Source organism: Pseudonocardia zijingensis, assembly GCF_042657305.1.
Taxonomy (GTDB): Bacteria; Actinomycetota; Actinomycetes; order Mycobacteriales; family Pseudonocardiaceae; genus Pseudonocardia; species Pseudonocardia zijingensis.
This window is the reverse complement of record NZ_JBHSKO010000037.1, coordinates 26,176-39,315: the sequence shown is the minus strand read 5'-3', so window position 1 is coordinate 39,315 and position 13,140 is coordinate 26,176. Positions and strand designations below refer to the sequence as shown.

At 71.1% G+C, this 13,140-nt stretch carries 10 protein-coding genes and 2 pseudogenes; 8 read left to right on the top strand and 4 right to left on the bottom strand.

What is annotated here, in order from left to right:
* Nucleotides 1–191: 191 nt before the first annotated feature.
* Together ACFPL3_RS39140 and ACFPL3_RS39135 are read right to left on the bottom strand one after the other, a co-directional pair.
* A complete protein-coding gene (locus ACFPL3_RS39140) occupies nucleotides 192–986 on the bottom strand; it encodes an SDR family NAD(P)-dependent oxidoreductase (RefSeq protein WP_343947302.1) in 795 nt (264 codons plus the stop codon).
* Nucleotides 983–1,324, bottom strand: a complete 342-nt coding sequence (locus ACFPL3_RS39135; protein ID WP_343947303.1) for a hypothetical protein — start codon at nucleotides 1,322–1,324, stop codon at nucleotides 983–985. Before ACFPL3_RS39135 ends, ACFPL3_RS39140 begins: the two co-directional genes overlap by 4 nt.
* Nucleotides 1,325–1,730: 406 nt before the next feature.
* On the opposite strand from ACFPL3_RS39135, the gene ACFPL3_RS39130 reads away from it, so the two are divergent.
* The 5 genes from ACFPL3_RS39130 (at nucleotide 1,731) to ACFPL3_RS39110 (ending at nucleotide 6,844) form a co-directional block, all read left to right on the top strand.
* Nucleotides 1,731–2,741, top strand: a complete 1,011-nt coding sequence (locus ACFPL3_RS39130; protein ID WP_343947304.1) for an ABC transporter substrate-binding protein — start codon at nucleotides 1,731–1,733, stop codon at nucleotides 2,739–2,741.
* Complete coding sequence (locus ACFPL3_RS39125) at nucleotides 2,738–3,505, top strand: ABC transporter ATP-binding protein (protein ID WP_343947305.1); 768 nt, start codon at nucleotides 2,738–2,740, stop codon at nucleotides 3,503–3,505. Before ACFPL3_RS39130 ends, ACFPL3_RS39125 begins: the two co-directional genes overlap by 4 nt.
* Nucleotides 3,506–3,597: 92 nt before the next feature.
* Nucleotides 3,598–4,344, top strand: coding sequence for an ABC transporter permease (locus ACFPL3_RS39120; RefSeq protein WP_343947306.1), 747 nt, complete (start codon nucleotides 3,598–3,600; stop codon nucleotides 4,342–4,344).
* Between the two features lie 98 nt (nucleotides 4,345–4,442).
* Complete coding sequence (locus ACFPL3_RS39115; protein ID WP_343947307.1) at nucleotides 4,443–5,177, top strand: ABC transporter permease; 735 nt, start codon at nucleotides 4,443–4,445, stop codon at nucleotides 5,175–5,177.
* The gene (locus ACFPL3_RS39110) at nucleotides 5,174–6,844 is read left to right on the top strand and encodes a class I adenylate-forming enzyme family protein (RefSeq protein WP_343947308.1); all 1,671 of its coding nucleotides are present in this window, start codon (nucleotides 5,174–5,176) and stop codon (nucleotides 6,842–6,844) included. Before ACFPL3_RS39115 ends, ACFPL3_RS39110 begins: the two co-directional genes overlap by 4 nt.
* A 35-nt stretch (nucleotides 6,845–6,879) precedes the next feature.
* On the opposite strand, the gene ACFPL3_RS39105 is transcribed toward ACFPL3_RS39110, so the two are convergent.
* A complete protein-coding gene (locus ACFPL3_RS39105) occupies nucleotides 6,880–7,674 on the bottom strand; it encodes an IclR family transcriptional regulator (RefSeq protein ID WP_343947309.1) in 795 nt (264 codons plus the stop codon).
* Between the two features lie 233 nt (nucleotides 7,675–7,907).
* Here ACFPL3_RS39105 and ACFPL3_RS39100 point away from each other — a divergent pair.
* Nucleotides 7,908–9,157: pseudogene (locus ACFPL3_RS39100) on the top strand (IS256 family transposase).
* A gap of 111 nt (nucleotides 9,158–9,268) precedes the next feature.
* Here ACFPL3_RS39100 and ACFPL3_RS39095 read toward each other — a convergent pair.
* Nucleotides 9,269–9,556, bottom strand: a pseudogene (locus tag ACFPL3_RS39095) (transposase); the annotation flags it as partial.
* Between the two features lie 127 nt (nucleotides 9,557–9,683).
* On the opposite strand from ACFPL3_RS39095, the gene ACFPL3_RS39090 reads away from it, so the two are divergent.
* Nucleotides 9,684–11,927 (top strand): S9 family peptidase, encoded by a 2,244-nt coding sequence (locus ACFPL3_RS39090; protein WP_343947311.1) that lies wholly within the window; start codon nucleotides 9,684–9,686, stop codon nucleotides 11,925–11,927.
* A gap of 30 nt (nucleotides 11,928–11,957) precedes the next feature.
* Nucleotides 11,958–13,136, top strand: a complete 1,179-nt coding sequence (locus tag ACFPL3_RS39085) for a DUF418 domain-containing protein (RefSeq protein WP_343947312.1) — start codon at nucleotides 11,958–11,960, stop codon at nucleotides 13,134–13,136.
* Nucleotides 13,137–13,140 lie beyond the last annotated feature (4 nt).

Below are 13,140 nucleotides of genomic sequence, written 5' to 3'. Positions count from 1 at the left end.
TCTGCGCTGGACCGGCGGAACCGCACGCGTGTCCCGCAGCCACGTCGGCGGGATCGAGCAGCGTCTCGTCTGGCCTGCCTGACCCACGAGAAACGACTCGAGCCCCGGCCGACTACCGGTCGGGGCTCGAGTCTCCCTGGGCGCCGGAAGGGATTCCTCCAGCACCCGACCTGGTGGGAAGGACCACGGGATCAACCGGACGCTGAGAGGTCCCAGGTGACCTCTGGGGCGCGCAGGCCGCCTGCCGGGCCGGGCGCCCCGCGGAAGCCGTAGGGTGCCGGCTCCCGGCCGGGCTGCACGTACCAGCACTCCCCCGGTGCGCCGTGCTCCACGACCCGCCAGACAGCAGCCGCCACCTCGTCCGCGGACAGGAGCGGGAAGTCGCGCATCTGCGCCTTCGCGTTCGCGATCAAGGCGGTGTCGGTGAACCCCGGGCACAGGGCCGCGACGGTGATGCCCTCGGAGCCGAGACTCGGCGCCACTGCTCGGACGTAGCCGACGACCGCGTGCTTGGTCAGCGTGTAGAGCGGGTCACCGGCCATCGGGACCAGGCCGGCCAGGGACGCCGTCACGACCACCGTGCCGCCGCCCGCACGCCGCAGCGCGGGTACCGCGGATGCCAGCCCGAACACGACGTGGTCAACGTTCACCCCGACGACCTGGCGGTAGTTCTCGAGGTCGAACCGGTCGTACCCGGACTGGCCCGACGTCCTGCCGGCATTGAGCAGTACCACGTCGATGCGCCCCAGCGTGCGCTCCGCCTCGATGACCGCCGACTCCATCGCGGCCGGGTCCGTCACATCGGCGACGACCGAGACGCCACGGACGTCGTCGGCCACTGCGGCGGCGCCGTCGGCGTCCCGGTCGACCACCGCCACCCGCGCGCCGCCCGCGGCCAAAAGCCTGGCCGCCGCAGCACCGATCCCCGATGCACCGCCGGTCACCAGCACCGCCGCCCGGTCCAGCTCCACCTGGCCCTCCCTCATCGTCGCAGGGCCGTCGTCGCGTGAGGCCAGGACGTATCGGCCGAGAAGGGAGCCACGGCCGCGAGGGCCTCCAGGGCGGGGCGAGGGCCCTCGGTCGGGGTGTCGCCGATGCCGAAGGTCGCCTGCGCGAGGCGATCGGACCCGCCGTCCAGCACGTCGGCGTCTCCCGAGCCGCCGATCCCCGTGACCGCCACGGCCTGCATGACGACGATCCACTTCTCGGGCCCGAGCGCAGCGAGCAGGCGGGCGGGACGTGCCCCCTTCTCCAGCTCATTGGGCCAGACACCGACACGGGATGGGAACGCGATCTCCGGCCGCGTGTCCTGTTCGGTTGGCACCCTCTGTCCTCTCCGTCAGGGCAGTCCTGCACGGACGGCGCGGCGATTCGATGCAGGTCAGACGGTGTAGCCGCAGGCCTTCAGCGCCTCTTCGACGACCGCCGTGTCCTGTGAGTGGTGGCCGGCTGGTGCGTCGGGGCGCCGAACGCCGCGACCATCTCCTCGGCACCCTCGCGGGTGAGCGTCACGATCTCACGGATCTTCTCGGCCGCTCCGCCTCCGTCCACCTGTCGGTTTCTGAAACCGCTCTGTAGGCCAACAGTGCCAGCGAGGCCCAGGCCTGTCAACGCTTGACGCCCCCCGATCGACCACTTAGCTTCAGCCACACAGTGGTTTTCAAAACCATTCAACGGTTTCCCGTCTGACGCTCGCAGACGCCCACGCCACTTCGCACAGGGAGAACCCCATGAACGCACCACGACGAGCGGCAGTGTCGGCGCTCGCCGGGCTGCTCCTCCTCACCGCCTGCGGCACGTCCGCCGCGCCCGGCGGCTCCGAGCCGACCCCGATCAGGGTGACCGTCGCCAACTCCACCGAGCCGGGCGTCATCCCCTGGCTCGTGGGCGACGACCAACAGATCTTCGAGAAGCACGGGGTGGCGATCGACGACATCGTCGCCGGCCAGGGCGGCAGCACGACGCTGCGCAACCTGGTGAGCGGCGGACTCGAGGTCGCCGACGTCGGGTTCCCGGCCGTCGTGGACGGCGCACTGGCCGGCACCCCTGTCACTGCGGTCGCCGGCAGCTCCCGCAGCGCCTACGGGCTCGACTTCTACGCCCTGACCACCAGCGACGTCCGTACCCCGGCCGACGTGCAGCGATGGGCGTTCACCAACCCGAAGTCGGTGACCGAGGCCCTCTCCTACCTCATCCCGAGAGCGGTCGGCATCGACCCGAGCACCATCGAGCACATCCCGTCAGGCGGGACCGGCGAGGGAATCGCGATGCTGGAGTCCGGCGCGGTCGACGTCGCGCTCGTCCCGGCGTCCGTCGCCGCGAAGGAAACCGGCAAGTACCGCCTCGTCGCCGCCAGCGCCGACCACCTCCCGGCCCTCCAGCAGGGCGTCCTCGCGGTCCGCGACGACTACCTGGCCGTAAACCCGACGGTCGTGGGCGGCGTGGTCGCCGCGTTCCAGGAGTCGGTGGAATCCGTCCGCCGCAACCCCGGCGAAGCGGCCCGGCTCTACGCCGACCACGTCGGGCTCGCCGAGGCCCAGGCACGCGGGATCGTCGACGCGGCGGTGCGGGCGAACTACTGGTCGACCGGGGTCGAATCGGTCGCGCTCGACAACGCGGTGCAGGCGATGGAGGCGACGAACGGGCACCGGGCCATCCCGTGGTGCGAGATCTTCGACCTGAGCCACCTGCCCGACGGAGCCCCCAACCAGCTGCCGACGCCCTGCGGGAGCCCGTCGTGACCCACGTGGTGGCCCGGGATGTCGTCAGGACGTTCGGTGGTGTGGACGCGCTCGGCCCCATCTCCCTGGACATCCGCGAGGGAGAGTTCGTGTCGGTGGTCGGGCCGAGCGGCTGCGGGAAGTCCACCCTCATGGAGATCATCGGCGGGCTCCAGGACCCCGACGCGGGCAGCGTCGCGATCGGTGGCACCGACCTCGCCGGACCCCGCGATGAGACCTCCATCGTCTTCCAGGACTCGGCGACCCTCCCGTGGCGCACCGTGCTGGACAACGTCGCGTTCGCACTGGAGGCGAAGGGGGTTCCGCGTGCCGCCCGGCTCGAGATCGCCCGCGAGCGGCTCGCGACCGTCGGACTCACCGACTTCGCGGCCCACTACCCCACCCAACTCTCCGGCGGCATGCGGCAGCGGGTCGCGATCGCCCGCGCGCTGACCACGGATCCCGACCTGATCCTGGCCGACGAGCCGTTCGGCGCGCTCGACGAGCAGACGCGGCTCCTCATGTCGTTCGAGCTCCTGCGCGTCGTCGAACGCCTCTCCTGCAGCGTCCTGTTCATCACGCACAGCATTCAGGAGGCCGTCCTGCTCTCGAACCGGGTCGTGGTGATGAGCGCCCGGCCGGGCCGGATCCTCGACGACATCCCGATCGACCTGCCCCTCCCCCGCGGCCTCGACGTCCTGACCACACCCGTCGCGACCGAGGCCGTCGGCCGCATCTGGGCCCTCATCCGCCGCGAGGCCCAGCTGGCGATGGGGTTGACCTGATGGTCCTGATGACGGCGGCGAGAGCGACCGCAGCACCACGCCGGTACCGGATCCCACGCTACCTCCGCCCCCGGCCCCGGACCGTGCTCGGCATGACATCGTCGGCATGGACCGTCGCACTCGGGCTCCTGTGCGTGGTCACCCTCGAGACCGTGTCGCGCGCGGGACTGATCAGCGACCTCTACCTCGTGCCGCCGAGCACGATGGCGACGCGGGCAGCGTCACTGGTGACCGACGGCGGCTTCCTCCGCCAGGACCTGCTGCCCAGCGTCGCACTGATCGCGGTGACCTTCGCGGTGGCCGGCCTGCTGGGCATCGCGACGGCCTACCTCCTCTGGCGCTCCGACTGGTGCCGACGGGCAGCGCTCCCGTGGCTCGCCGTCTACTACGCGATCCCGGTGTTCGCGATCTACCCGTGCCTCGTCGTGCTCTTCGGCGTGGGTCCGGTCCCGATCCTGGTCGTCTCGGTGGCGTTCGGGACCGTCGTCGTCGTGACCAACACCCTGACCGGCTTCGACTCCGTACCGCAACCGGTGGTGAAGTTGGCCCGGGCGCGCCGCCTCGGTGCCGGCCAGTACCTGCGGAGGATCCTGCTGCCGGCAGCCGCGCCGGACATCCTCGCCGGACTCCGACTCGGGCTCGTGTACTCGATCATCGGGGTCCTGGCGACGGAGTTCATCCTGTCCACCCACGGGCTCGGCCACTACATCGCCGACGCCTACCACACCTTCCGGGTCACCGACATGTACGCGGGCATCCTGCTGATCTGTGTGGTGGCGCTCGTGCTCAACGTCGGCTCGGCGACGGTCGCAGGCCGGCTCGATTGGCGGCGACGATGACCTCCAGCGCACGGACGACCGCGGCGGAAACCACCGTTCCCGCCGCGTCGAACACTCCCGGGTCCGCACGGGGCCGGCTGCTTGCCGCGTCAGCCCCCGTGCTGCTCCTCGCAGCCGCAGTCGGGGTGTGGTGGCTCGTCGCCCTGCTCGTGCAGAGCTCGGTCCTGCCCGACCCGGCGACGGCGGTGACTCGCCTCGTCCACAACCTCGGCAGCTCCCGCTTCCTCGGGAGCCTGGCCGGGACCCTCGCCCGTCTCGCCGTGGCGTACCTGGCCGTGGTCGTGATCGGTGGTGCCGTGGGGTTCGCCCTCGGCCTGAGCAGGTTCTGGACCGATGCGATCAGCCCGCTCGTCTACACGCTGTACAGCATCCCCAAGGTGGTGCTGTTCCCGCTGTTCCTGGTGTTCCTCGGTCTCGGCGGCGCGAGCCAGATCGGTTTCGCGATCTTCTCCGGCATCCTTCCCATGATCCTGATGATGGCCCACGCGGCCGCCGGGGTCCCCCGGCTGCCGCTCAAGCTCGCCGCGAGCCTGCGGATGGGGCGCGTCGCCGTGCTCCGCACCATCGCGGTGCCCAGCGTGCTGCCCGCGTTCACCAGCGCACTGCGCCTGACGTTCGGTCTCACCTTTCTCAGCCTGCTCATCGTCGAGATGTTCTCGGGCGTCTCCGGACTCGGTTACGAGCTCCTGCGCACCATCCCGCTGGCGCGGATGGGAGACATCGTCGGCATGACGATCCTCGTCGTCGCGGTCGCCCTGGCCCCGGTCAGCGTGCTCCGCGTGATCGAGCAGCGGGTAAACCGCCGATTCGGCGAGTCGAAGGAGATTTCATGACCCCGGTGTCGGTCTACGACGAGAAGCCCTGGCTCGCCCGCTACCCCGAGGGGCAGCCCGGCTCCATCACTTGCGAGCATCCCGACATGGTCGCCCTGTTCCGGGCCACCGTGGCGCGGCACGGCGATCGCGACGCGCTGCGCTACTTCGACGGCAGGATCACCTACCGCGAGCTCGACGTGCTCTCCGACGCGCTGGCCGCGGGCCTGCTGGCGGACGGGTTCACCGCGGGCGAGAGGGTCGCGATCTTCGTGCAGAACGACCCGCAGTACGTGATCGCGCTGCTCGGCACGTGGAAGGCGGGCGGCATCGCCGTCAACGTCAACCCGATGAACCGGGAGCGCGAGCTGCGCCTGATCCTCACCGATTCGGGCGCGAGCGTGCTCGTCACGCTGGAGGGCCTGTACCGGGACGTCGCCGCGGCGGTGGTCGGCGACACGGCGGTCCGCACCGTCCTCACCACGTCCGAGTTGGACCACCAGACCCGACGCGACCTGCGGATCCTGGCCGATGTCGAGCGGATCGGGGCCGCCGCGGGCACCGTGGACCTCGGTGCGCTTCTGGAGCGGTTCCGCGGGCAGCGCCCCCCGACGGTGTCCCCGGCACCGGACGATACGGCGGTGCTGACCTACACCTCGGGCACCACCGGTCCGCCCAAGGGCGCCATGAACACCCACGCCAACCTGGTGTTCAGCGCCCACACCTACCGCGGCTTCTGCGGGCTCGGCCCGGACGACGTCGTCCTCGGGGTGGCGCCGCTGTTCCACATCACCGGCCTGGTCGCCGGGGTCGCGGTGGCGATGCTGCTCGGGGCGCCCCTCGTGCTGTTCCACCGCTTCGAGCCCGCGGCGGTCGTCGACCTCGTGCGAGCCGAGCGGCCGACCTTCACCGTCGGCTCGATCACGGTGTTCATCGCCCTGATGAATGCTCCGAACGCCGACCCTGACGCCTTGCGCAGCCTGACCCGGATCTGGTCCGGGGGAGCTCCGATCCCGCCCTCGACGGTGACGGCCTTCCAGGAGTTGTACGGCCAGACCATCCACAACGTCTACGGGCTCACCGAGACCACCTCGCCGAGCCACTGCACACCTCGCGACGCCGACCCCCCGGTCGACGAGACCTCCGGCGCGCTCTCGGTCGGTGTGCCCGTCTACGACACGATCGTCCGGATCGTCGACGAGAACGGCCGCGAACTGCCGCCCGGCGAGGTCGGCGAGATCGTCACCACCGGTCCGCAGGTGGTGAAGGGGTACTGGAACAAGCCCGAGGAGACCGCGGCGGCGCTGCCCGACGGAACGCTGCACACCGGCGACGTTGGTTACATGGACGCCGACGGCTGGTTCTACGTCGTCGACCGCAAGAAGGACCAGATCAATGCGGGCGGCTACAAGGTGTGGCCGCGCGAGGTCGAGGACGTGCTCTACGAGCACCCCGCGGTCCGCGAGGCCGCAGTCGTCGGAGTGCCGGACCCTTACCGCGGCGAGACGGTGAAAGCCTTCGTGAGTCTGCGGCCCGGTACCTCGGCCACCGAGGAGGAGCTCATCGCCTTCGCCAAGGACCGGATGGCGGCGTACAAGTACCCGCGCCAGGTCGAGTTCCTCGACGACATCCCGAAGACGGCGAGCGGGAAGCTGCTGCGCCGGGAACTCAAGGTGCGTACCCAGTAGCCGCAGGAACACATGGACGGTGCCTGGCGGGCACCTCAGGGCGCTCCGGCCTCGGCATCCGCCGACGCCACGTACCCGAGACGGCCCGACAGCGTCTGTCCCGTCCGCCGCGTGGCCTCCATCAGGCGGGCCTCACCCCCGTCGTCGAGCCGGAAGGTCGGCAGCGAGATCGCGACGGTGCCGGCCAACCGCCCGCCAGGTCCGAACACGGGCGCCGCGACCGAGCTCAGACCTAACTCCCGCTCGTCGCGCGCCACCGCGACCCCGGCCTTCCGGATCACGGCCAGGTGCTCCTCCAGCGTGGCCCGGTCGGTTACGGTGCTGGGCGTGTAGGCGGCCATTCCGGCGCGCATTCCCGCCTCGAAAGCACCGGGGTCGAACGCCATGAACGTCTTTCCCGACGCACCGGCGTGCAGGACCATGCTCCCGCCGATCGGTGTCCTGCAGAGGATCGACCGCATGGGCTCCACGGTCGCGACCGTGATGCGCTGCGCCCCGTTCCGGACCTGCAGCGAGGCCGTCTCCTCCGTCTGATTGCGGAGGTCCTCGAGGAGCGGGACCCCGAGACTGATCAGGCCTGAGCCCGCCGAGGCCGACGCCGACCAGGCCAGCACCCGGAGACCCGCCCGGTAGGAGTCTCCCTCGCGCTCCAGGAGGTTTTCGGCGACCAACGATTGCAACAACCGGGCACAGGTCGTGGGAGGCAGACCGGACCGGCGCTTCACCTCACCGATGTGCAACACGGGAGAATCGAGAGTGAAGCAGTCCATCACCGTCGCGGCCTTCGCGAGCACCTGTATCGGCGAGCTGGAGAAGTCTTGCTGGCTCATCGCCACCCCTGATCCGTACCGTGGTTCGAGGGTCCACCATATGACTTCCTGTGGCACGAGTGCCGCCGCAGTGCCACAGGAACCTGGTCATCCGCAGCCCGATCGCGAGGCTGCGTCCTCGGAGGTGGTGTACGAGTCCCTCGCTGGTGCGCGGCGTGGCGTCGTGATGTGAGACGGCCACCGCGTGATCTTGATGAGTACCGACCAAGGAACTCACCGAGAGGATCACGACGATGGCCGCACCGCACGATATCGAGGTCACCACACTGTTGGAGCAGCACCTGGCCGGCGCGTCACCGGATCTGCTGCGGCAGATCGGCTCGCTGGCGAACGCGATGATGTCTGCTCAGGCCGATCAGGTCTGTGGCGCCGGCTGGGGCGAGCGCAGCGACGAACGCACGAACCGGCGCAACGGGTATCGGATGAGGGAGTGGGACACCCGGGCCGGCACCGTCGAGCTCGCGGTGCCGAAGCTGCGCGAGGGCTCCTACTTCCCGGACTGGCTGCTCACCCACCGCCGGCGTGCCGAACAGGCCTTGGTCACCGTCGTGGCGACCGCGTATCTGCTCGGTGTCTCGACCCGGCGGGTAGAGCGGCTGGCCGAGCAGCTCGGGTCAAGTCGCTGTCCCGCTCGCAGGTCTCGGAGATGGCCAGCCACCTCGACGCCCAAGTCAGCGCGTTTCGCGAGCGTCCCCTCGATCAAGGGCCGTACACGTTCGTCTGGGTCGACGCCCTCACTGTCAAGGTCCGCGAGGACGGCCGTGTGGTCAACGTGCACGCCCTGGTCGCCACCGGCGTGAGCTGCGACGGACACCGGGAGATCCTCGGCCTGGACGTGGCCTCCGCCGAAGACGGTGCGGGCTGGCTGGCGTTCCTGCGCGGGCTGGTCGCGCGCGGCCTGTCCGGGCTCCAGTTGGTGATCTCCGACGCCCACGCCGGGCTCGTCGCGGCGATCGGGTCCGCGTTGCCCGGTGCGGCCTGGCAGCGCTGCCGCACCCACTACCTGCGCAACCTGCTCACCAAGGTGCCCAAGTCGGCGCAGCCGCACGTGGCCACCCAGGTGCGCACCATCTTCGACCAGGCCGACGCCGACGCCGTGCACGCCCAGTACGACCGCGTCGTCGACGCCCTCGAGTCCCGCTTCCGGGAGGCGGCCGCCCACCTCGAAGCGGCCCGCGCCGACCTGCTCGCCTTCACCAGCTATCCACGCGAGATCTGGCGCTAGATCTGGTCCAACAACCCGCAAGAGCGGCTGAACAAGGAGATCCGCCGCCGCACCGACGTGGTCGGGATCTTCCCCAGCCGCGACTCCCTGATCCGCCTCGTCGGTGCCGTCCTGGCCGAACAGAGCGACGAATGGACCGAAGGCCGCCGCTACATGAGCCTGGAACTGCTCACCAAGTCCCGCATCCGCATCCTCACCACACAACCCGAGCCGACCACCACCGAGCCGCCCGTGACAACCGGGGCACTCACCGCATAACCTTCACCAAGATCACGCGGAGGCGATCTTGTACACCACCTCCGCGGACGTGGCCGATCGCGAACCGCACCAAAGTGACCGGGCGGACCACCGGATGGCCAGCTCCGCGGCGAAGAAAGACGCGGCCGACTTCAAGATCTGGTTGGCCCGCCGCAGCTCACGGTTCTCCCGCTCCAGCTCCGCGATCCTGGCCGCATCACCCGAGGTCGTCCCGGCACGGTCACCCGCGTCGGTCTCGGCCTGCTTCACCCAGGTGCGCAACGCCTCGGGATGGATCCCCAGCTGGTCTGCGATCCGCTTGATCGCACCCGCCGCTGACGAGGGATCCCGTCGTGCATCGACTGCCAGACGCGTCGCCCTCTCACGCAGCTCGTCGGGGTACTTGCGTGGTGCCGCCATCGGTCCTCAACTTCCGGGTGTTCGACGTCTCCATCAAACCCGGGGCGAGACAGCTACTTGACCGTGCCGCAACGGCCGGGTGTGACCTGGCACCCCACGGTCGAGGACTTCGAGGGGGGAACCAAGAATGATTTCGATCGGCGCCGAGGACTACGCGCGCGCTGAGTCGATGCTCGCGCCGTACCGGAGGCAGGCGGTACCGGGCGCGTCCGTGGCGCCGCAGTGGCTCGCCGGCGGCCGGCGCTTCGTCTACGAGGTCGGCGGCCGGCACGTCCTGGTCGACCCGGCCGCGGGTACGCGCCGCGACGCATTCGACCACGCCCGGCTCGCGGCCGCGCTCTCCCTGGCGTCCGGGCACGCGGTGGACGCCGCAGACCTGCCCGTGATGCTGCTGGAGTTCGAGCTCCCCGGACGTGACGAGGACGTGGTGCGCTTCCTCGCCTTCGGCCAGACCTGGGAGTTCTCCCTCAGCGACGGCACCTGCGAACGGGTCGAGGCCGCCGACCCGCCCACCCGGGTGGAGCTGGTCTCCCCCGACAAGGCCTGGGCCGCGTTCACCCGCGACGGGAACATCTGGGTCCGCTCACGGGACGGCGGCGAGGAGTTCGCACTCACCGAGGACGCCGAGCCCGACCACGCCTACGGCGCGATGCTCGACTGGGCCGGGATCTTCCAGTGGCGGGCGCTGGGCATCGACCCGCCGTTCGTCGCCGAGTGGTCGCCGGACTGCACCCGCCTGCTCACCCACCGTCTCGACCAGCGGGGACTGCCCGAGCAGGTGCTGGTGGAGTCCGCCCCGGCAGGCGGGGGCCGCCCGGTGGAGCACCGGCTGCGCTACCCGGTGCCGGGCGACGAGCAGGTCGCGACGATGTCCTGGGTGGTGCTCGACGTCGCCGCCCGCAGCGTCGTGCACCAGCAGGATCCCCCGACCCCGATCGTGCACACCACCAGCCTGGCGTCGCGGTGGTGGGTCGGGGACTCCGTCTACTTCCTGCGGTACTCCCGGGACGCGCTGACCCTCGACATGCACCGCCTCGACCCCGCCACCGGAGCGAGCACCCTGCTCGTCCAGGAGACCGGACGGACCTGCGTCGACCCGGGAGCCTCGACCGTCGAGCCGCCGCAGGTGCGGGTGCTCGACTCCGGGGAGGTCCTCTGGTGGTCCCAGCGCGACGGGTGGGGACACCTGTACCTCTACTCACCGGACGGCGGGAAACACGTCCAGGTCACCTCGGGCGAGTGGCTGGTGCGCCGCGTGCTGTGGGTCGACGAGGGCGCCCGCCGGGTCTGGTTCCTCGCGAACGGGCTCGACGAGACCGACCCCTACCTGCGCCAGATCTGCCGGATCGACCTCGACGGGACCGGATTCACCCGGCTCACCGACGACGAGCTCGACCACGACGCGATCAGCCCACCCGACGGCGGCTACGTCGTCGACCGGGCGTCGACCGCCGCCACCCCGCCGCGGTCGTCGGTGCTCGACGGCGACGGCAGGGTGCTCGTCGAGCTCGAGACCCCCGACACCGCCGCGCTGGCCTCCCGCGGCTGGGCACCGCCGGAACGGTTCCGGGCCACCGCCGCCGACGGCCGGACCCCGATCTACGGGCTGCTGTGGCGTCCGCACGGGTTCGACCCGGACCGGCGCTACCCGGTGATCGACCACGTCTACCCCGGCCCCATGGTCTACCGCGCATCCCCGGCCTTCGACGCCCCGCCCTTCACCGGGGAGGCCGAGGCGCTGGCCGCGCTGGGGTTCGCCGTCGTCGCCATCGTCGGACGGGGCACCGCCGGGCGCAGCAAGGCCTTCCACGACCACTCCTACCGCAACTTCTCCGCCGCCGGGTTCCTCGTCGACCACGTCACCGCGATCCGCCGGCTGGGCGAGCGCCACCCGTGGCTGGACACCACCCGAGTCGGGATCACCGGCAGCTCCGGGGGCGGGTACGCCACCGCCCGCGCGCTGCTCGCCCACCCCGACTTCTTCGGCGTCGGCGTCGCCCGGGCCACCCCGAACGACATCGGCAGCTACTACCCCTACTGGGGCGAGCGCTACTACGGCGACCTCGACGACGACGCCCGCCGCGACCTCGACAACGCACGCCTCGCCGCGAACCTCCAGGGCCGGCTGCTGCTGATCCACGGCGAGCTCGACGACAACGTCCTGCCCGCCCAGACCCTGCGCCTGGTCGACGCGCTGGTGAAGGCCGACAAGGACGTCGACCTGCTCGTCGTCCCCGGCGCCGAGCACCTGTTCAACGGCAGTAAGCACTACGTCCTGCGCCGCACCTGGGACTACTTCGTCCGCCACCTGCACGGCGCCGAGCCGCCCTCGTACCGCCTCACCCCGCTCGCGCCGAGCCTGCCCGTCTGAGGGGCAGCCCCACCTCGCGTAAGGATCGTCGTGTCCACTTCCCCTCAACCCGTCGCAGGGCCGATCGCACCCACGCCGCTGTCGCAACGCCTTCTGGCGCCGGACCTCGCGCGGGGCGTGATGCTGCTGCTCATCGCGCTGGCCCACTCCCGCCAGCTGCACGCCGGGGGCAACTCGCTCACCACACCTGCCGGTGGCGGGCCCGTCGACGTCGCCGTCCAGTGGCTCCTGACGTCCTTCGTGGACGGGCGCGCCGCCCCGCTGTTCGGGATCCTGTTCGGCTACGGCCTCGTCCAGATGACCCGGCGCTACACCGGCCTCGGCGGCGACCCGACCCAGGCCCGGCGGCTGATCCGCAGGCGCGGGGCCTGGCTGATCGTCTTCGGCATCGCCCACGTCATCCTGCTCTACAGCGGAGACGTGATCGGCGCCTACGGCGCGTTCGCAGTGATGTTCGCCGGGGTCGTGTCCTGGTCGAGGCGTCGCATGTGGACGGTCATGGCGATCACCCTCGTCCTCGGCGTGGCGGCCGCCTCCCTGCTCCAGATCCTGACCCCTTCCGACACACCACTCGCCGTGGGCCCCACCCTGCTCGACAGCGCGATCCTGCGCACCTCAGCGCTCCCGGTGCTGCCGATCGCCGCAGTGGGGATAGCACCGTCCGTCCTGATCGGAGTCCTGGCCGCGCGGATGCGGCTGCTCGAACAACCCGACCGCTACCGGCCACTGCTGCACCGGTTCGCGCTGATCGGGTTCCCGGTGGCAGTGCTCGGCGCGCAGCCCGTGGCCCTGCAGGCCGTCGGCCTGTGGACCCCCGGCTCCCCCGGCACCGACGCCGCCGGCCACGCGGTGTTCGCGGCCACCGGCATCGCCGGCGGCCTCGCGTTCCTGGCCGCGATCGCACTCGTCGCCTACCGGCTCGGTGACCGGCGAGGACCGGTCACGACCGCACTGGTCGCGTGCGGCCGGCGCTCGATGACCTTCTACATCGCCCAGTCACCGGTCTGGCTGGTCGCCACCGAACCATCGCTGCTCGACCTCGGCGGGAGGCTCGGCGCCGCCACCGCCGCCGGGCTCGCCGTCGCCACCTGGGCGGGCACCGTCTTCATCGCCCACGCCCTGGACCGCACCGGGCGGCGTGGCCCGTTCGAGGCCCTCCTGCGACGCCTGACCTACCGCAGCCGCGCTCGCCCCCGCCCGGCCGCGTGATCCC